Source organism: Streptomyces torulosus (assembly GCF_001419765.1).
In the GTDB taxonomy this organism is placed as follows: Bacteria; Actinomycetota; Actinomycetes; order Streptomycetales; family Streptomycetaceae; genus Streptomyces; species Streptomyces torulosus.
In genome coordinates this window covers 1-18,776 of record NZ_LIRK01000477.1, presented here as the reverse complement: position 1 = coordinate 18,776, position 18,776 = coordinate 1, and the positions used below count along the sequence as shown (strand labels likewise).

General features: G+C 72.1%; 16 protein-coding genes. 7 read left to right on the top strand and 9 right to left on the bottom strand.

What is annotated here, in order from left to right:
* On the top strand, positions 1 to 1,180 hold a 1,180-nt coding region (locus tag AOK23_RS30175), incomplete at its 5' end, for a cysteine desulfurase/sulfurtransferase TusA family protein (RefSeq protein ID WP_055715756.1).
* 4 nt (positions 1,181 to 1,184) lie between these two features.
* Here AOK23_RS30175 and AOK23_RS30170 read toward each other — a convergent pair.
* A complete protein-coding gene (locus tag AOK23_RS30170; RefSeq protein ID WP_055715755.1) occupies positions 1,185 to 2,159 on the bottom strand; it encodes a carbohydrate kinase family protein in 975 nt (324 codons plus the stop codon).
* Between the two features lie 134 nt (positions 2,160 to 2,293).
* Between AOK23_RS30170 and AOK23_RS30165 the strand changes: the two genes are divergently transcribed.
* Together AOK23_RS30165 and AOK23_RS30160 are read left to right on the top strand one after the other, a co-directional pair.
* Positions 2,294 to 2,503 carry a hypothetical protein gene (locus AOK23_RS30165; RefSeq protein WP_055512668.1) on the top strand — a complete coding sequence of 70 codons (210 nt, stop codon included), beginning with the start codon at positions 2,294 to 2,296 and terminating at the stop codon, positions 2,501 to 2,503.
* Positions 2,504 to 2,618: 115 nt separating this feature from the next.
* Positions 2,619 to 4,373 (top strand): hypothetical protein, encoded by a 1,755-nt coding sequence (locus AOK23_RS30160; protein ID WP_055715754.1) that lies wholly within the window; start codon positions 2,619 to 2,621, stop codon positions 4,371 to 4,373.
* 98 nt (positions 4,374 to 4,471) lie between these two features.
* On the opposite strand, the gene AOK23_RS30155 is transcribed toward AOK23_RS30160, so the two are convergent.
* Complete coding sequence (locus AOK23_RS30155; RefSeq protein ID WP_055512670.1) at positions 4,472 to 4,828, bottom strand: HesB/IscA family protein; 357 nt, start codon at positions 4,826 to 4,828, stop codon at positions 4,472 to 4,474.
* 318 nt (positions 4,829 to 5,146) lie between these two features.
* Between AOK23_RS30155 and nadA the strand changes: the two genes are divergently transcribed.
* Complete coding sequence (gene nadA / locus AOK23_RS30150) at positions 5,147 to 6,331, top strand: quinolinate synthase NadA (RefSeq protein ID WP_055715753.1); 1,185 nt, start codon at positions 5,147 to 5,149, stop codon at positions 6,329 to 6,331.
* An 18-nt stretch (positions 6,332 to 6,349) separates the two neighbouring features.
* Here nadA and AOK23_RS30145 read toward each other — a convergent pair whose 3' ends face one another.
* From AOK23_RS30145 to AOK23_RS30120, 6 genes are all read right to left on the bottom strand, one after another.
* Positions 6,350 to 8,548 carry a protein kinase domain-containing protein gene (locus AOK23_RS30145; RefSeq protein WP_055715752.1) on the bottom strand — a complete coding sequence of 733 codons (2,199 nt, stop codon included), beginning with the start codon at positions 8,546 to 8,548 and terminating at the stop codon, positions 6,350 to 6,352.
* 186 nt (positions 8,549 to 8,734) lie between these two features.
* Positions 8,735 to 11,857 carry an efflux RND transporter permease subunit gene (locus tag AOK23_RS30140; protein ID WP_055715751.1) on the bottom strand — a complete coding sequence of 1,041 codons (3,123 nt, stop codon included), beginning with the start codon at positions 11,855 to 11,857 and terminating at the stop codon, positions 8,735 to 8,737.
* Positions 11,858 to 12,013: 156 nt separating this feature from the next.
* Positions 12,014 to 12,703: a response regulator transcription factor gene (locus AOK23_RS30135; protein ID WP_055715750.1), complete on the bottom strand. Its 690-nt coding sequence runs from the start codon at positions 12,701 to 12,703 to the stop codon at positions 12,014 to 12,016.
* 22 nt (positions 12,704 to 12,725) lie between these two features.
* Positions 12,726 to 13,961 (bottom strand): sensor histidine kinase, encoded by a 1,236-nt coding sequence (locus AOK23_RS30130; RefSeq protein WP_055715749.1) that lies wholly within the window; start codon positions 13,959 to 13,961, stop codon positions 12,726 to 12,728.
* Positions 13,962 to 14,193: 232 nt separating this feature from the next.
* Positions 14,194 to 14,472, bottom strand: coding sequence for a PspA-associated protein PspAA (pspAA, locus tag AOK23_RS30125; protein ID WP_055715748.1), 279 nt, complete (start codon positions 14,470 to 14,472; stop codon positions 14,194 to 14,196).
* A gap of 36 nt (positions 14,473 to 14,508) precedes the next feature.
* Positions 14,509 to 15,303, bottom strand: a complete 795-nt coding sequence (locus tag AOK23_RS30120; protein ID WP_079049790.1) for a PspA/IM30 family protein — start codon at positions 15,301 to 15,303, stop codon at positions 14,509 to 14,511.
* 334 nt (positions 15,304 to 15,637) lie between these two features.
* Here AOK23_RS30120 and AOK23_RS30115 point away from each other — a divergent pair, with 334 nt between their 5' ends.
* The gene (locus AOK23_RS30115; RefSeq protein ID WP_107102902.1) at positions 15,638 to 16,267 is read left to right on the top strand and encodes a DUF3043 domain-containing protein; all 630 of its coding nucleotides are present in this window, start codon (positions 15,638 to 15,640) and stop codon (positions 16,265 to 16,267) included.
* Positions 16,264 to 17,061, top strand: a complete 798-nt coding sequence (locus tag AOK23_RS30110; protein WP_107102903.1) for a class I SAM-dependent methyltransferase — start codon at positions 16,264 to 16,266, stop codon at positions 17,059 to 17,061. The genes AOK23_RS30115 and AOK23_RS30110 overlap by 4 nt, the downstream gene beginning before the upstream one ends.
* A 175-nt stretch (positions 17,062 to 17,236) precedes the next feature.
* Here AOK23_RS30110 and AOK23_RS30105 read toward each other — a convergent pair whose 3' ends face one another.
* On the bottom strand, positions 17,237 to 17,449 hold the full coding sequence (locus tag AOK23_RS30105; protein WP_055715745.1) for a hypothetical protein: 213 nt from the start codon (positions 17,447 to 17,449) through the stop codon (positions 17,237 to 17,239).
* 124 nt (positions 17,450 to 17,573) lie between these two features.
* Between AOK23_RS30105 and AOK23_RS30100 the strand changes: the two genes are divergently transcribed.
* A partial coding sequence (locus AOK23_RS30100) for a bifunctional adenosylcobinamide kinase/adenosylcobinamide-phosphate guanylyltransferase (protein WP_055715744.1) occupies positions 17,574 to 18,776 on the top strand: 1,203 nt, incomplete at its 3' end.

Below are 18,776 nucleotides of genomic sequence, written 5' to 3'. Positions count from 1 at the left end.
CTCGTCCGGGACGCGCGCGGTGCACTCCGGGATCGCGGGGGTGCTGGCGGGGCGGCGGCGCGTGGGACGCCACCTGATCGTGTCGTCCGTCGAACACTCTTCGGTGCTGCACGCGGCGGAGGTCCACGAGGCCGCCGGCGGGACGGTCACGCGGGTGGTGGTGGATCGGTCGGGGGTGGTGTCCGCGTCCTCCTTCGCCGAGGCCCTGCGCCCCGACACCGCGCTGGCCTGTCTGCAGTCCGCCAACCACGAGGTGGGGACGGAGCAACCGGTGACCGAGGTGGCGGCGGTGTGCCGGGAGGCGGGGGTGCCGCTGCTGGTGGACGCCGCGCAGTCGCTGGGGTGGGGCCGCGTCGACGGGGACTGGTCGGTCCTGACGGGGAGCGCCCACAAGTGGGGCGGACCGTCCGGGGTGGGGCTGCTCGTCGTGCGCAAGGGGGTGCGGTTCGCGGCCCAAGGGCCCGCGGACGAGCGGGAGTCGGGGCGGGCCGCCGGGTTCGAGAACATCCCGGCCATCGTGGCGGCGGCGGCCTCGCTGCGGGCGGTGCGGGCGGAGGCCGAGGCGGAGTCCGTACGGCTGCGGGAGTTGACGGAGCGGATCCGCACGCGGGTGCCGGCGCTGGTGCCGGACGTGGAGGTGGTCGGGCATCCGGAGCGGAGGCTGCCCGGTGTCGTCACCTTCTCCTGTCTCTATGTCGACGGGGAGACATTGCTGCACGAGCTGGACCGCGAGGGGTTCTCCGTGTCGTCCGGGTCCTCCTGCACGAGCAGCACGCTGACGCCGAGCCACGTGCTGCGCGCCATGGGGGTGCTGAGCGAGGGCAATGTGCGGGTGTCACTGCCGCCGGGCACCGCGGAGGAGGACGTCGAGCGGTTCCTGGCGGTGCTGCCGGGGGCGGTCGCGGCGGTGCGGGAGAAGCTGGGCGCGCCGGCCCCGGCCGCCGTGGTGCGCGAGGACGCCCTCGTCGTGGACGCCCTCGGCAAGCGGTGCCCCATCCCCGTCATCGAGCTGGCGAAGGTGATCGCGGACGCCCCCGTCGGCGGCACCGTCCGCGTCCTCTCCGACGACGAGGCGGCCCGTCTGGACATCCCGGCGTGGTGCGAGATGCGGGGCCAGGAGTACGTCGGAGAGGAAGCGGCGGAGCGGGGCTCGGCGTATGTGGTGCGCCGGGTGAGCTGAGCCGTCAGGCGAGGTGGGCCTTGACCTCGGCGGCGGCGTCGTCGCCGTACGCCTTGGTGAACCGCTCCATGAAGTGGCCGCGGCGCAGCTGGTACTCCTGGGTGCCCACGGTCTCGATGACCAGCGTGGCGAGCATGCAGCCGACCTGGGCCGCGCGCTCCAGGGAGACTCCCCAGGCGAGCCCGGAGAGGAAGCCGGCGCGGAACGCGTCGCCGACGCCGGTGGGGTCGGCCTTGCGCTCCTCGTCCGGGCAGCCGACCTCGATCGGGTCGTGGCCGACGCGCTCGATGCGGACGCCCTGCGCGCCGAGGGTGGTCACCCGGTGGCCGACCCGGTCGAGGATCTCCGCGTCCGACCAGCCGGTCTTGGACTCGATGAGGCCCTTCTCGTACTCGTTGGAGAAGAGGTAGGTCGCGCCGTCCAGCAGTATCCGGATCTCCTCGCCCTCCATGCGGGCGATCTGCTGGGAGAAGTCGGCGGCGAAGGGGATGCCGCGCGAACGGCACTCCTCGGTGTGGCGGAGCATCGCCTCCGGGTCGTCGGCGCCGATGACGACCAGGTCGAGGCCGTCGACGCGGTCGGCGACGGTCTTCAGCTCGATGAGGCGGGCCTCGCTCATGGCACCGGTGTAGAAGGAGCCGATCTGGTTGTGGTCGGCGTCGGTGGTGCAGACGAAGCGGGCCGTGTGCAGCGTCTCGGAGATGCGCACGGAGGCCGTGTCGACGCCGTGCCGGTCGAGCCAGGCGCGGTACTCGTCGAAGTCGGAGCCGGCCGCGCCGACGAGGATCGGCCTCGTGCCGAGCTGTCCCATGCCGAACGCGATGTTCGCGCCGACACCGCCCCGGCGGACGTCGAGCTGGTCCACGAGGAAGGAGAGGGAGACCGTGTGCAGCTGGTCCGCGACGAACTGGTCGGCGAAGCGGCCCGGGAAGGTCATCAGATGGTCGGTGGCGATGGAGCCGGAGACTGCGATACGCACGGCGAGGACACGCTCCTGCGGAGGAAGAGGGTTTGACAGTTCACGCTACCGGGTCGTCCAGGCCCTCAGAAGCAGGCAAAACTACCCGATAGTAGGTCTTTCTTCGTGGGGTTCCCGGTGCGTACGGTGCCGATATGACGAACCCCAAGATCCACGGCACCGTCCCGTTCGACCCGGACGGCGGCCTCGCGGCGCTGCGCGGCGACTGCGCCCGGATGGCCCCGCACTGGGCGGCCCCCGCGAAGGTCATTACGGCTCCGGTGCCCCCTTCGCTCATCCACGGGGTGACGGTTCCCGCGACCTCCGCGCGGCTGGTGGACGCGATGTCGGACTACGGCGACTGAGGGGGTCCGCCGCGCATCCGCTCGGCGGACAGGGAACCGTCGGCTCCTCCGCCGCGTCCCATCGCTGTCCCCCGTAAAGGGGAGGCGGTGTACGACCAGCCGAAGGAGCGATGCGGTGAACGCCGAGCGACCCGACCACCCCGAGAACCCGGACGAGGGCACCCGGCCCGAGGCGACCGAGGAGCTCAGGGCTGCCGGGGACCGGGCCGGGGGGGTCGAGAAGACCGACCCGGCCGAGGCCGAGGAGGCCCCCACCGCGGGGGCCGGTGACGACGCGGCGCGCGCCCGTTCGGCCGGTCCCTCGGACGAGGGCGGCGACGATCGGCCCGGACCCGCGGAGGTCGTGGACGACGGCGGTGACGACCGGGACGGCCCGGCCGAGGGCGACCACGAGGCGCGGGAGGCCCGTACGGCCGACGTGTCCGAGGTCGCCGAGGTCGGGCGGGCCGAGGCGGCCGATGTCGAGGACCCCCGGCGGGCGGCGCGGCGGCGGTCCCGCGTGGTCGTGGCCTCCGTGGCCGCGGCGGTGCTGCTCGTCGGCGGCGGTGGGGCGTTTCTCGCGGCGACCACGTCCGGTGGGTCCGGCGATGGCTCCGGGCGCTCGGCCGGGTCCGACGGCACTCCTCCGCCGCTCGTGCTCGACGGGTACGGCGGCGGCGGTTCGAACGGCATCGCTCCCGGTGAACCCGACCCCAACGGGGTGACCTATGAGGCTGTCGGCAAGCTGCCGGACGGCCCGGACTCGGCCCCCGTGTACCGGGCCGAGGGGCAGGTGACGGCCGCCGAGGTGGCGCGGCTCGCGAAGGCGCTGGGCGTCGAGGGCGAGCCGAGGGCCGAGGGCGAGAGCTGGCGGGTCGGCACCACGGGCGACGGATCGAGCCCCACCCTGCACGTCGGCAGGCAGGCGCCGGGCGCGTGGACGTTCAGCCGGTTCACACCGGGCACCGACAACTGCCAGAAGGTCGACGTCTGCACCGCCGTGCCCCCGGCCGGCGACGCCGACCCGGTGAGCGAGGCGGCGGCGAGGAAGGCGGCGACACCGATCCTCAAGGCCGTCGGCCAGGACGACGCCAAGCTCGACGTCTCCCAGCTCCTCGGCACCGTCCGCGTGGTGAACGCCGATCCCGAGGTCGGCGGGCTGCCCACGTACGGCTGGGCGACCAACCTCCAGGTCGGCGCCGACGGCACGGTGGTCGGCGGCAGCGGCAATGTGAAGGCGCCGGTGAAGGGCGACACGTACCCGGTGGTCGACGCGGAGCGGGCACTGAAGCTGCTGAACGACTCGGGGCAGGGCGTCGGCGCCGCCCACGAGGACGTCACGCCGTCGCCGTCGAAGCCGCGCTCCCTGCCGATGGCGGTCGACGGCGCGGTGTTCGGGCTGGCCTCCCACCAGATCGCCGGCCGGCCGGCGCTGGTGCCGTCCTGGCTGTTCGAGGTACGGCCGCCGCAGAAGGCCCCGGCCGGCTTCACGGTGACGTATCCGGCCGTCGACCCGAAGTACCTGGCCCCCTCCCAGCCGGAGGAGCCGACCGAGGGGCCCGAGGACCCGAACGTCCCCGGTGACCGGCCGCCGGCCGACCCCGCGTCGCGGAACGTCCCGGTACAGGGCTACACCGTCGACGGCAGGGAGCTGACCGTCAGCTTCTGGGGCGGGGTGTGCAGCGAGTACACGGCCACCGCGACCGAGAAGTCGGGCGAGGTGACGGTCACCGTGACCGGCACCTCCCAGCCCGGCCGGGTCTGCATCATGATCGCCAAGGCGATGGAGCGCACCGTGCGGCTGGACGGGCCGCTGGGCGACCGCGAGGTGGTCGGACCGGGCGGTGAGGAGATCCCCGAGGGCGGGATCCAGGAGATGCAGCCGCAGTAGGGCCGAGGGAGCAGGGAACGGACGAAGGCGGCGTCCCCGTCGGAGGGGGACGCCGCCTTCGTGGTGCTCAGCGCGCGCCGTACGGCGTGCGGGCGGGCTCAGCTGAAGGAGTCGCCGCAGGCGCAGGAGCCGGTCGCGTTCGGGTTGTCGATGGTGAAGCCCTGCTTCTCGATGGTGTCGACGAAGTCGATGGTGGCGCCGCCGAGGTAGGGGGCGCTCATACGGTCGGTGGTGACCTTCACACCGTCGAAGTCCTTGACCACGTCACCGTCGAGCGAACGCTCGTCGAAGAAGAGCTGGTAGCGCAGGCCGGAGCAGCCGCCGGGCTGGACGGCGACGCGCAGCGACAGGTCGTCACGGCCTTCCTGGTCGAGCAGGGCCTTGACCTTGGCCGCGGCGGCGTCGGTCAGGATGATGCCGTCGGTGACGGTGGTGGTCTCGTCCGATACGGACATCTACATCTCTCCCGGGTTGTACGGAGACTGCTTGCCGACGAGTGCAACCGCCGGGGTCCCGGATTCATTCCGTCCGGGGCGAGCGGATTTCCACCGCGTCCTTCTTCATGCTCGCACATGGCGCGCGTGGTGGGCACCGGCCGCCGCACGGGCGTCCGGTCCGGCCGCAGGGATTCATGTCACATCGACGCTATGGGCATCGTCAACGTGACGTGAAGCGGTTATGATAGATAGCGTCATTTCGACGAAAAGGCTAGCCCGTATGTCCCGCCGGCTCCCCTCGGGCCGGCGAGCCGCAGAACAGAAAGGGTGCGTGTCGTGACCACCGCCCAGACCCCGGAGCTCGACGTACAGCCGACGCCCCTCGCCCTGCTGCTGCTCGGCCGCGAGGCCGACCCGAGGAGCGAGCGCGGAGTCGACTGCCCCGGCGACCTCCCCTCCCCCTCCGACCCCGACCTGGTGGAGCGTGCCCGGGCGGCGAAGGCGAAGCTCGGCGACAAGGTCTTCGTGCTCGGCCACCACTACCAGCGCGACGAGGTCATCCAGTTCGCGGACGTCACGGGCGACTCCTTCAAGCTGGCCCGGGACGCGGCGGCGCGCCCCGAGGCCGAGTACATCGTCTTCTGCGGTGTGCACTTCATGGCCGAGTCGGCGGACATCCTGACCTCCGACGACCAGAAGGTGGTCCTCCCGGACCTCGCCGCCGGGTGCTCGATGGCCGACATGGCCACCGCCGAGCAGGTCGCCGAGTGCTGGGACGTGCTGACCGAGGCCGGGGTGGCCGAGCAGGTCGTGCCGGTGTCGTACATGAACTCCTCCGCCGACATCAAGGCGTTCACGGGCAAGCACGGCGGGCTCATCTGCACCTCGTCGAACGCGAAGCGGGCCCTGGACTGGGCCTTCGAGCAGGGCGAGAAGGTGCTGTTCCTGCCCGACCAGCACCTGGGCCGCAACACCGCGGTGCGGGACATGGGCATGTCGCTGGAGGACTGCGTCGTCTACAACCCGCACAAGCCGGGCGGCGGCGTCACGGTCGAGCAGCTGCGGGCCGCGAAGATGATCCTGTGGCGGGGCCACTGCTCGGTGCACGGCCGCTTCAGCCTGGACTCCGTGAACGACGTGCGGGCCCGCATACCGGAGGTCAACGTCCTCGTCCACCCCGAGTGCAAGCACGAGGTCGTGGCGGCGGCGGACCACGTCGGGTCCACCGAGTACATCATCAAGACGCTGGAGGCGGCCCCCGCCGGTTCCAAGTGGGCCATCGGCACCGAGCTGAACCTCGTACGGCGGCTGGCGAACCGTTTCGCGTCCGAGGACAAGGAGATCGTCTTCCTCGACAAGACGGTCTGCTTCTGCTCGACCATGAACCGCATCGACCTGCCCCACCTGGTGTGGACGCTTGAGTCGCTGGCGGAGGGCACCCTCGTCAACCGGATCGAGGTCGACAAGGAGACCGAGGCGTTCGCGAAGCTGGCGCTGGAGCGGATGCTGGCGCTGCCGTAGCCCGCATGCGCCGCGCGCTCACCCCGAGACGGGCTTCCGCTCGGGGTGGGCCGGGTCCAGGGAGCAGAGGGTGCCGTCCGGGATCGCCACGACCAGCGCGCTCCCGTAGAGCAGGACCTGTGGCCGGTCCTGGCCGACCGTGGCCGGTCCGGTGCGGGGCAGGGTCTCCCACAGGGGGGTGCCCTTCCGTCCGTCGAGGGCCGCGACCCGGCCGCTGGAGCTCACCAGGTAGAGAGTGTCGCTGCGCCCGTCGTACAGAGGAACGCCCGGCCTCTCCAGGCTGGTGCGGGTCCGCCACAGCCGCTTGCCGGTCCGCGGCGACACGGCGGTGACCCGGCCGCTGGACTCGGTGAACACCAGCGTGCCGTCGGCAGCCGTCACCTCGGCCTCGTACGGCTCCGGCAGCTTGGTGGTGGTGCGGGTCCCGGTGTCCGGGTCGATCAGCAGGACTCCGTTGTACCGGCGCCAGTAGCCGGGCTTGCGCTCCTCCCGGAGCATCACGGCCACCCGCCCGTCGAGCACCCCGATGAGGAAGCCTTCGAGCGGGACCTTCCACCGCCGGGCCGATCCGTCGCTCGTGTCCACCGCGAGGATCAGGCCGGTCTCGCCGGCCGCGCTCGTCTCCAGTGTGTTGGGCACGCAGGACACGTACAACGCCGTTCCGGACGTCGTGGTCGACTGACAGTCGTGACCGGCGGGGAACTCCAGCGACCAGAGTTCGGCTCCGGTGCGCGGCACCCGGGCCGTCGCCGTCCGGCTGTTCGCCTCGGCGACGAGCACGACGTCACCGACCTGCTTGACGGGAAGGTCGGCGTTGACGACCTCACTGCTCCACAGCCGATCACCGGTCTCGGCGTCGAGGGCGACCAGCCGGGCCTGGTCCTCGACGGGGGCCTCGGTGACCACGGTCTGCCGTACCAGTACGGTGCCGTCCACGACGCCGAGAACGGACGAGGCGTACGACCCTCGCTCCGTACCGGCCGGTGCGATGTCGGCGCGCCACACCGTTCTCCCGGTGCGGCCGTCCATGCGTACCGGCAGGATTCCGTCACCAGCGCAGTAGACGGCGTCCCCCTGCGACCGGCACTGCGGATCGCCGCCCGTCAGTCCGCCGTCCCCGGCCAGCGGCTTCCGGGCACCGGACGCCGCGGTCTTGAACACCGTCGTCTGCCAGGGCTTCCAGCCGTTGGGCGGTGATGCCCAACGGGAGGCCGGGGACGGCCCGGGGGTCAACGCGTCGCCGCTCTCCGCCCAGCCCGGCCCCAGCAGATACGCCGTCAGCCCGAGGACCAGCGCGCCGACGGTTCCCGCCGCGGCCAGCACGGGGCGGCGCCGGAGCCGGCGGCCGGGGCGGGTCACCGCGTGGACGTCCGCGGCCGGCGTCACGGTCGCCGGCTCCTCCGGGTCGCCCTCGGGCAGGACCGCCGCGAACGCCTCCGCCAGCTCGTCGAGGCCGGGGCGGTCGGCGGCGTCCTTGGCGAGGCACTGCTCCAGGATCGCGCGCAGCGGAAGCGGCACCTCGTCCAGGACGGGCTCGTCGTGGATCACCCGGTAGGCCGTCAGATAGGGGCTGTCGGCGTCGAAGGGCCCTTTGCCGGTGAGGGTGTACACCAGCAGGCTGCCGAGGGAGAAGACGTCCGAGGCGGGGCCGACGGTGCGGGCGTCGGTGAGCTGCTCCGGGGACATGAAGGGCGGGGTGCCGATCATCTGGCCCGTCTCGGTCAGGGTGTGGTTCTCGGCGGCGCGGGAGATGCCGAAGTCGATGACGCGGGGGCCGTCCCCGGCGATCAAGACGTTCGCCGGTTTCAGGTCGCGGTGCACGACACCGGCGCGGTGGATCTCCCGGAGCGCCTCGACCAGGCCGAGGGCAAGGCGGCGCAGTTCACCGTCCCGCAGTGGGCCCCAGTCGCGGATCCGCTGGGCGAGCGAGGAGCCGGGCACGTACTGGGTGGCCATCCAGGGGCGCACGGCCTCCGGGTCGGCGTCCACGACGGACGCCGTGAAGGCCCCGCTGACCCTGCGTACCGCCTCGATCTCCTGCCGGAACCGGGTGCGGAAGACGGCGTCCTCGGCGTACTGGGCGTGCACCACCTTCACGGCGACGTCGCGGCCCGACCGGGTTCTCGCCCGGTAGACGACGCCCATGCCTCCGGTGCCGAGCCGGTCGACCAGCCGGTAGCCGCCGACCGATTTCGGGTCGTCGCTGTGCAGCGGCACGCCGCATCCCTCCCCCGTGCGACCTGTGCAGGCCATGAACGCCATGCAAGGCCGTGAAGCCGTGAAGTTGTAAGCCCCGTGAAGCAGTGAAGCCAGTCGAGCGCCAGGATACGTAATCCGGGGAAGCGCGACGGCCGGGCACCGGACCATGTCGGTCCGGTGCCCGGCCGCGCCGGTCGCGGGGGGTCACACCCCGGCGGTCTCCGTCCGCTCGGAGCGGGGCTCCGTCGCGGCGGACGTGGCGCCCGCGCGCTTCAGGGCCTTCTTCTTCGCCCGGCGTTCCTTGCGGATCTCGACCATCGTGTAGAGGGTCGGGACCAGCAGCAGGGTGAGCAGGGTCGAGGTGATCAGACCGCCGATCACCACCACGGCCAGCGGCTGCGCGATGAAGCCGCCCTCGCCGGTGATGCCCAGGGCCATGGGCAGCAGGGCGAAGATCGTCGCCAGGGCCGTCATCAGGATCGGGCGGAGGCGGTGGCGGCCGCCCTCGATGACCGCCTCGACGGTGCTGTAGCCCTGTCGCCGGTACTGGTTGATCAGGTCGATCAGCACGATCGCGTTGGTGACGACGATGCCGATCAGCATCAGCATGCCGATCATCGCCGGGACGCCCATCGGGGTGCCGGTCGCGACCAGCAGTCCGATGGCGCCGGTGGCGGCGAACGGGATGGAGACCAGCAGGATCAGCGGCTGGACCAGGGACCGGAAGGTCGCCACCAGCAGCATGAAGACGATGGCGATCGCCGCGAGCATCGCGAGGCCCAGCGAGGCGAACGCCTCGTCCTGGTCCTGGGAGACACCGCCGATGTCGGCGGTGGCGCCCGCGGGGAGCGTCAGTCCGTTCAGCTTGGCGGTGAGGTCCGCGCTGACCGCGCCCGTGTTGTCGCCCTTCGGCTTCGCGGTGATCGTGGCGGCCCGCTGGCCGTCGATCCGGGTCATGGAGACCGGGCCGTCCACCAGCTCGACGTCCGCGATGGCGCCGAGCTTCACCGGGCCGAGCCGCAGGTTCTTCAGCTTGTCCAGGGTATCGGCGGGCTTCGCCGACTTGATGACGATGTCCCGCTCGGTGTCGTCGAGGATCGCCCGGCCGCTGGTCGTACCGCGGACGGCCTGGGCGACGGCGGCGCCGAGGGTCTGGTCGTCGAAGCCGGCCGCGGCCGCCTTGTCGGTGGCCCTGACCGAGATGCGGGGCACGCTCTGGGAGAGGTCGCTGGTGACGTCGGTGACGTTGTCCAGCGTCGCGACCGCGTCCCGGACCTGCTCGGACGCCTTGCGCAGGACGTCCGCGTCAGCGGCCTTCACGACCACGCTCAGGTCCTGGCTGCCGAAGCCGTCACCGGCCGCGATGGTCGTCGTACCGATGCCGGACAGGTCCTTCAGACCGTCCTCGACGCGCTCCTGGACGTCCTCGGCGGTCGCCGAGTCCTCCAGCATCACGTTGTACGAGGCCTGGTTGGAGTCGGTGCCGCCGCCGAAGGCCGCCATGAAGCCGGAGGAGCCGATGGTGACCTGGTAGTCCTTGACGCCCTCGGTGCCGGCGAGCAGCTTCTCGACCTTCTTCGTCTGCTCGTCCGTCGCGGCGAGGCTGGTGCCGGGCTTCAGCTCCTGCTTGATGCTGAGGACTTCCTGGTCGCCCGGGTCGAAGAAGTTGGTCTTCAGCAGCGGGGCCATGCCGAACGTGCCGAGCAGGACGACGACCGCGATGACCACGCTGGTGAACCGGCGCCGGGTCGCGAAGCGCAGGACGGGCACGTAGAAGCGCTGGAGGCGGCTCTTGGCCTCCTTCTCCTCGGCCTTGCGGCGCGCCTCGTCGGCGTCCTCGGGCGTGCCCTTCGGGGCGCGCAGGAACCAGTACGACAGGACGGGGACGACGGTCAGCGAGACGAGGAGGGAGGCCAGCAGGGCCGCCGTCACCGTCAGGGAGAAGCTGCCGAACAGCTCGCCGACCATGCCGCCGGTGAGGCCGATCGGGAGGAACACGGCGACCGTCGTCAGCGTGGACGAGGTGACCGCGCCGGCGACCTCGCGGACCGCCTTGAGGATGGCCTCCTGGCGCTCCTCGCCGTAGCCGAGGTGGCGCTTGATGTTCTCCAGGACCACGATCGAGTCGTCGACGACGCGGCCGATGGCGATGGTGAGCGCGCCGAGGGTGAGCATGTTCAGGGAGAGGTCGCGGGTCCACAGGACGATCAGGGCGAGGACCACCGACAGCGGGATGGACACGGCCGTGACGAGGGTGGAGCGGATGGACGCGAGGAAGACCAGGATGACGAGGACCGCGAAGAGCAGACCGAGCGCGCCCTCCGTGGTGAGGCCGTCGATGGACTTGGAGACCGCCGGGCCCTGGTCGCTGACCACCGTGACGATGGCGTCCGAGCCGAGGTCGCGGCGCATGTCGGCCAGCTTGTCCTCGACGGCCTCGGAGATGGCGACCGCGCTGCCGTCGCGGTCCATGGTGACCATGACCGCGAGGCTGGGCTCGCCGTTGGTGCGGGTGAGGGAGTCGGCCTTGGCCTCCTCCTCCTTGACGGTGGCGACGTCGGCGAGCCGTACGGGCTTCCTGCCGCCCTCGCCGCGCACTCGCAGGTCCTGGATCTGCTGGAGCGAGGTGTAGCCGCCGCCGACCTGGACGGTGCGGTTGGCGCCGTCCTCGTCGAAGGAGCCCGCGGGCATGGTGACGCCGCCGGCCTGGAGGGCCTGGGAGAGGGCCATCGTGGTGAGGCCCGCCTTCGCGAGCTTCGCGTCGTCGGGGGTGACGGTGACCTGGACGTCCCGTACGCCGTCGACGGTGACCTGTCCGACGCCGTCGATGTCCTCCAGGGTGGGGACGACCGTGCGGTCGATCCGGTCGGCGAGGGCCTGCTGGTCCTGGTCGGAGGTGACGGCGAGGACGACGGTCGGCATGTCGTCCGTCGAGCCGGCGATCACCTGCGGGTCCACGTCGTCCGGGAGCTGCGCGCGGACCCGGTTGACGGCCTGCTGGACATCGGCGACGAGCTGGTCGGTGCCGGGGCCGTAGTCGAAGGACGCCATGATCAGGGCGTTGCCCTCGCTGGCGGTGGACGTGACGCCCGTGATGCCGTCGACGGCTTCGAGGCTGTCCTCGATGGGTTCGACGACCTGCTTCTCGACCACGTCCGGGGAGGCGCCCTGGTACGGCGCGAGCACGGACACCATCGGCAGTTCGATGGTGGGCAGCAGTTGCTGTTTGAGCTGGGGTATCGCGATCGCCCCGAAGGCGAGCGCGATGATCGACACCAGACCGACGAGGGCCCGTTGCGCGAGGCTGAACCGAGACAGCCAGGACATGGGTGACCGGATCTCTTTTCTTGTGGCAGGAGCGGAGGACGAGCGCCGATGTGCGCTCACCCCACACCCTGGGCCATGGAGGAGCCCGATCCGTCGCTCCGCAGGTCCATTTCCTTATCCCGCGCATACTCCGGCCGCAGTAGTACGGGGTGGAGTTCACTCCACCCTTGGGCGTACCAGACCCGACTCGTACGCGAAGACCACCAGCTGGGCCCGGTCGCGGGCGCCGAGCTTCGCCATGGCCCGGTTGACGTGGGTCTTCACGGTCAGCGGGCTCACTTCGAGGCGCTCGGCGATCTCGTCGTTGGACAGGCCCGCGGCGACATGGACGAGGACCTCGCGCTCCCGGCCGGTCAGGGTGCCGAGCCGTTCGGAGCGGGCGGTGTCGGTGTCGTCGTCCCCGTCGGGGTCGTCCGACTGGGCGAGGAAACGGGCGATCAGGCCCTTGGTCGCGGACGGCGAGAGCAGCGCGTCCCCGCCGGCGGCGACCCGGATGGCGTTCAGCAGCTCGTCCGGTTCGGCGCCCTTGCCGAGGAAGCCGGAGGCGCCGGCGCGCAGGGACTGCACGACGTAGTCGTCGACCTCGAAGGTGGTGAGGATGACGACCCTGACCTGGGCCAGCTCGGGGTCGGCGCTGATCATCCGGGTGGCGGCGAGTCCGTCGGTGCCGGGCATCCGGATGTCCATCAGGACGACGTCGGCCCGTTCCTCCTTGGCCCGCCGCACCGCCTCCGCGCCGTCCGACGCCTCCCCCACGACCTCCATGTCCGGTTCCGAGTCCACGAGCACCCGGAAGGCGCTGCGCAGCAGGGCCTGGTCGTCGGCGAGCAGGACGCGGATGGTCATACGGGGTCCCCCGGTGCGGTGGTCAGGGCCGCGCGGGTGCTTCCGCGCGGGCCGTGCGGCTGGTGAGCGGCAGGATCGCATGGACGCGGAAGCCGCCTCCGTAGCGGGGGCCGGTGGTGAGGGTGCCGCCGAGGGCGGTGACGCGTTCCCGCATGCCGAGGAGGCCGTGCCCGCCGCCCGCGCCACCGGAGTCCGGGCCGCCGGGGTTCCGGGCGCCGTCGTCGAGGACGGTGATCTCCACGTTCGGTCCCACGCGGACGACGCTGACCTCGGCCTTCGCCTGCGTCCCCGCGTGCTTCTGCACATTGGTGAGGGCTTCCTGGATGACGCGGTACGCGGCGAGGTCGACGGCGGCGGGGAGGGTACTGCCCTCGTCGGCGCGGACCACGTCGACGGCGAGGCCCGCGCTGTGGAAGGTGCCGACGAGTTCACCGAGCCGGGTCAGGCCGGGGGCGGGTTCGGTGGGGGCCTCGGGGTCGCCGGACTGGCGGAGCAGGCCGACCGTGGCGCGGAGTTCGCCCAGCGCGGAGCGGCTGGCCTCGCGGACGTGGGCGAGGGCCTCCTTGGCCTGGTCGGGCCGCTTGTCCATGACGTGCGCGGCGACTCCGGCCTGGACGTTGACCAGGGCGATGTGGTGGGCGACGACGTCGTGCAGGTCGCGGGCGATCCGCAGGCGTTCCTCGGCGACCCGGCGGCGGGCCTCCTCCTCGCGGGTGCGTTCGGCCCGTTCGGCGCGTTCCCGTATCGCCGCCACGAAGGCCCGGCGGCTGCGGACCGCGTCGCCGGCGGTGGCGGCCATGCCGGTCCAGGCGAAGATGCCGATGTTCTCCTGGTCGTACCAGGGGGCGGGGCCGACGAGCATGGCCGTGGCCGTCAGGGCGGTCATCGTGAGGAGGCCGACGCGCCAGGTGGTGGGGCGGTCGGTGGTCGAGGCCACGGTGTAGAGGGCGATGACGGCGGCCATCGCGACGGGGGCGCGGGGGTCCCCGGTGACCAGCTCGGTGAGGGTGAGCGCGGAGGTCGCCGCCAGGACGGGCAGGGGGGAGCGGCGGCGGGCGACGAGGGCCGCGGCGGCGAGCACCATGAGGGTGATGCCGACGGCGTCGGGGGTGCGGGTGCCCCACTTGTCGGGGTGCTGGGCGTGGGGGTCCACGAAGGAGCCGGCGAGCATGCAGGTGAGGACGCCGAGAGCGAGGGCCGCGTCCAGCGCGAGAGGGTGCGCTGTCAGCCAGGTCCTGGTGCGCTGGAGGGTGCTCACGGAGGTTTACGGTACGGGGCGCTTGCGGGGGGCGGTAGCCGTGGGGGGCGCCCCTACCCTTCCTGTCCTCCAGGGGCTGCCGCCCCTTCGGCCCCGCGTCGGCGCCTCATGGCTCGGGGGGTGCGGGTGGGATCGGCCGGGCGCGGGTGGGATCGGCGAGTGCGGGTCCGTTGTGGCTTGTCGCGCAGTCCCCGCGCCCCTGAACGGCCCTTCGGGCCCGTTCAGCGACGCGTCAGCCCGGGATCAGGCCGTCGTCGCTCAGCATGTCCCGGACTTCCTCCAGGGTCGCGTCCGGGGACGGGAGGATCAGCTCGGAGGGTTCCAGGGCCTCGTCCGGGAGGGCGGTGCCCAGTTCCCTGACCTTGGACAGGAGGGCGTGGAGGGTGCGGCGGAAGCCGGGGCCGTCGCCGCTCTCCATCTCGGCCAGTAGCTCGTCGTCCAGCTTGTTCAGCTCGGCGAAGTGGCTGTCGGCCAGCTCCACCTGCCCCTCCCCCATGATCCGTACGATCATGTCGCCCTCCTCAGGCACGGGACTCACACGGGATGACTACTGCTTGTCGAAGCGGGGGGTGTCCTGGCGCTGGGACTGCTGCTGGGCGGAGCCCTGGCCGCCCTCGATTGCCTGCTGCCCGGACGTGCCGCCCGCCAGCTCCGCCTTCATGCGCTGGAGTTCCAGCTCGACGTCCGTACCGCCGGAGAGGCGGTCCAGCTCGGCCTGGATGTCGTCCTTGTGCATACCGGACGGGTCGTCGAGGGCACCGGAGGCGAGCAGTTCGTCGATGGCGCCGGCGCGGGCCTGGAGCTGCGCCGTCTTGTCCTCGGCGCGCTGGATGGCGAGACCGACGTCGCCCATCTCCTCGGAGATGCCGGAGAACGCCTCCCCGATCCGCGTCTGGGCCTGGGCGGCGGTGTAGGTGGCCTTGATCGTCTCCTTCTTCGTACGGAAGGCGTCGACCTTGGCCTGGAGCCGCTGGGCGGCGAGGGTGAGCTTCTCCTCCTCGCCCTGGAGGGTGGAGTGCTGGGTCTCCAGGTCCGTCACCTGCTGCTGGAGCGCGGCACGCCGGGAGAGCGCCTCGCGGGCCAGGTCCTCACGGCCCAGCGCGAGCGCCTTGCGGCCCTGGTCCTCCAGCTTCGAGGACTGGGACTGGAGCTGGTTGAGCTGGAGTTCCAGGCGCTTGCGGGACGTGGCCACGTCGGCCACACCGCGCCGCACCTTCTGGAGCAGCTCCAACTGCTTCTGATACGAGTAATCGAGGGTTTCGCGCGGGTCCTCGGCCCGGTCAAGGGCCTTGTTCGCCTTCGCGCGGAAGATCATCCCCATACGCTTCATGACACCGCTCATGGGCTTCGCGCGCCCCCTTCTGACGGACTCCAGCTCACCGGTCTCTCGACAGAACCCACAGTACGGGCCCTGCATCCATTACCGCACTGTTCGGGGACGGATGCGCTCCTCCCCAAGGACGACTGTGGACGGCTCCGATCCGGCGTAGGGAGTAGGTGTTCCCCGGGGTTCTGTACGGGCGGACCCCCGGAAAGCCTCAGCTTCCCTACGGACGAATCTTCACCGCACTCCCCCGTTTCCGTCTTCTCCGGTTCCCCGGTCCACTTTCGGTCCCGTTCTGTCCCCAGCACAGACGCCGGGTGTTGCCGGATCGTTCCCCGCGGGACTGGGGTCCATGCCCCGGCACCCCGTACCCTTGGGTTTTGTGTTTCGTAGCCGCGCCAAGAGCGAGAAGGAAGCGGTCGCCGAGAAGGCGTCGGTGACCGACTCCAAGCAGACCCGTGACCCGCAGGCCCCCAAGGGGCGGCCCACTCCCAAGCGGAGTGAGTCCCAGTCCCAGCGTCGCAGCGTCGCCAGCACGCCGACGACGCGCAAGGAGGCAGCCAAGCGTTCCCGTGACGAGCGGCGCGCCGCGTTGGAGAAGCAGCGCCAGGCGCTGGCCACCGGCGACGAGCGCTACCTCCCCGCGCGGGACAAGGGCCCGGTCCGCCGGTTCGCCCGCGACTACGTGGACTCGCGTTTCCACATCGCCGAGTTCTTCCTGCCGCTGGCCGTCCTCATCCTCGTGCTGAGCATGGTGCGGGTGCCGGCGCTGCAGAACATCGCGCTGCTGCTGTGGCTCTTCGTGATCATCCTGATCGTGGTCGACTCGGTCGGCCTGGCGATCCGCCTGAAGAAGCAGCTGAACGTCCGCTACCCCGACCAGAACAAGAAGGGCGTCGTCGCCTACGCCCTGATGCGCACCCTCCAGATGCGTCGCCTGAGGTTGCCGAAGCCGCAGGTCAAGCGCGGAGAGCGGCCCTGAGCACGACGGCTTTCTCCGGGGACGCCGCCGAGGCCTGGCTCAACCGGCTGGGGACGCTGCGTGAGGTCGTACGACAGGAGCTGGTGGCCCGCCAGGTCGACGAGCAGATAGCCGCGCGTTTCCCCGTGGGGCAGCGGCTGCGGGTGCTCGACGTCGGGATGGGGCAGGGCACGCAGGCGCTGCGGCTGGCGCGGGCCGGGCACGAGGTGACCGGGATCGAGCGGGAGCCACGGCTGATCGCCGTGGCGCGGGAGGCGCTGGCGGCGGAGCCCGAGGGCATCCGCGGCCGGATGCGCATCGTCGAGGGCGACGGCCGGGACACCGGTGTGCACTTCCTGCCGGGCAGCTTCGACGTGGTCCTGTGCCATGGCGTGCTGATGTACGTCGAGGAGCCGGACGCCCTGCTGGCGGGGCTCGCCCGGATGCTGGCGCCCGGCGGGTTTCTGTCGCTGCTCGTGCGCAACGGCGACGCGCTCGCGATGCGGGCGGGGCTCGCCGGGGACTGGGCGGGGGCGCTCGCGGCGTTCGACACGACCGCGTACCGGAACCGGCTGGGCCTCGATGTGCGGGCGGACCGGCTGGACACGCTGACGGACACGCTCGGGGGGATCGGGGCGCCGCTGCACGCGTGGTACGGGGTACGGGTGTTCACGGACCTGGCGGCCGACGACGCGGTGGTGCCGGAGAGCCGGGAGGCTCTGGAGGCGTTGCTCGCGGCGGAGGAGCGGGCCGGGCGGACGGATCCTTATCGGCGGGTGGCGGCGCTGCTGCACCTGTGCGGGGTGCGGGGTTAGGGCTCGCGCCCCCGCCGCCCCTTCCCTTCCCGTCCTGAAGGGGCTGTGCCCCTTCGACCCCCTAAGGGCGCGTCACAGCTCGGGGGTCCGCTTTCGTCGGCGGGTGCGGGCTCGATGTGGTTGATCGCGCAGCTCCCCGCGCCCCTTCAAGGGGCGCGGGGGTTCCGCCGTGCTGTCAGGCCTCCTGCGCGTGGAGGCTCATCGGGCCGTAGATCTCAGTCGTGTCCTCGAAGAGGCGGACCTGGTCTGCGCCGCCTTCGAGGAGGGCCTTCCACTGTTCGCCGATCCATGACTCGGCATCCCCCTGGGTCGTGAACTCCTCGGGCTGGACCGCGGGCTGGACCTCCGTCCCGTCGGCCTTCTCGAACCGCCACGTCCATGCCGCCATGTGAGCCTCCGTAAGTACCGGCCCGGCACCGCTCACCGGCGCCGGGCAAGATCGGGTTCCCCCTGAGCCTAGTCGGACGCACAAGACCTGCGGGTGTTCCTCGGGACGCGGGAAAATCGAAGGCGTGGAACTGACACTGCTCGGCACCGGCGCCCCCGCGGGGCTTCCCCGCCCCGACTGTCCGTGCGCGGCGTGCGCGACCGCGCTCGGCGATGCCGCGCGCGGGGCGACCGCGCTGCTCGTGGACGGCACACTGCTGCTCGACCTCACTCCCGGCGCCGCCCTCGCGGCCGCGCGCGCCGGGCGCTCACTGACCGGCGTACGCCAGGTACTGCTGTCGCATCCGCACGCCGGGCCCGCCATGGAGGTGCCGGCGGGGCTGCCGCAGCCGGGGCGGGTGCCGGACGGGCGGGAGTTGGCGCTGCTGACCGGGCACCGGGTGCGGGCGCAGGCGCTGGACTCGCCGGGCACGGGATACGCGGTGACCGGGCCGGGCGGGCAGCGGCTGCTGTATCTGCCGCCGGGGAGCGCGCCCGCCGGGCTGGAGGAGCGGTCGGCGGAGCCGTACGACATGGTGCTCGCCGATGTCCTGGGGCGGCCCGACGCCCTGGCGCGGCTGCGGGCGGCGGGTGCCGTGGGGCCGACGACCGATGTCATCGCCGTCCATCTGGACCATGACGTGCCGCCGGGTGGTGAGTTGCCGCGCCGGCTCGCGGCGGCGGGCGCCCGCGCCGTGCCGGACGGGACGACACTGGCGGTCGGCGCCTACGAGGACGTGCCGGACGTACCGCGTCGCACGCTCGTGCTGGGCGGGGCGCGTTCCGGGAAGTCGGTCGAGGCGGAACGGCGGCTGGAGGCGTTCCCGGACGTGCTGTACGTGGCGACGGGCGGCACGCGGGGCGGGGACGGCGAGTGGGCGGCGCGGGTCGCCGCGCACCGCGAGCGGCGGCCCGGTTCCTGGCGCACCGTCGAGACCTGCGACCTCGTCCCCCTGCTCAAGGAGGAGGACGGGCCGCCGCTGCTCATCGACTGTCTGTCGCTGTGGCTGACGGACGTCATGGACGAGGTGGGGGCGTGGGACGACGCGGAGTGGGCGGGCGGTGGGGAGCGTGCGCTCCGGGCGCGTGTGACCGAGCTGGCGGAGGCCGTGCGGCAGACCCGCCGGACCGTCGTCGCCGTCTCCAACGAGGTCGGGTCGGGGATCGTGCCGGCCACCGCCTCCGGGCGCCGCTACCGGGACGAACTCGGGCGGCTGAACACGGCGTTCGCGGCGGAGTGCGAGCACGTGCTGCTGGTCGTGGCGGGCCAGGCGCTGCCGCTACGGGGC

Coding starts and splice junctions, on each gene's coding strand:
- AOK23_RS30165 (WP_055512668.1), top strand. CDS start 2,294: ATGACGAACCCCAAGATCCACGGCACCGTCCCGTTCGACCCGGACGGC.
- AOK23_RS30155 (WP_055512670.1), bottom strand. CDS start 4,828: ATGTCCGTATCGGACGAGACCACCACCGTCACCGACGGCATCATCCTG.
- AOK23_RS30140 (WP_055715751.1), bottom strand. CDS start 11,857: ATGTCCTGGCTGTCTCGGTTCAGCCTCGCGCAACGGGCCCTCGTCGGT.
- AOK23_RS30135 (WP_055715750.1), bottom strand. CDS start 12,703: ATGACCATCCGCGTCCTGCTCGCCGACGACCAGGCCCTGCTGCGCAGC.
- pspAA (WP_055715748.1), bottom strand. CDS start 14,472: ATGATCGTACGGATCATGGGGGAGGGGCAGGTGGAGCTGGCCGACAGC.
- AOK23_RS30120 (WP_079049790.1), bottom strand. CDS start 15,303: ATGAGCGGTGTCATGAAGCGTATGGGGATGATCTTCCGCGCGAAGGCG.
- AOK23_RS30115 (WP_107102902.1), top strand. CDS start 15,638: ATGCCCCGGCACCCCGTACCCTTGGGTTTTGTGTTTCGTAGCCGCGCC.
- AOK23_RS30105 (WP_055715745.1), bottom strand. CDS start 17,449: ATGGCGGCATGGACGTGGCGGTTCGAGAAGGCCGACGGGACGGAGGTC.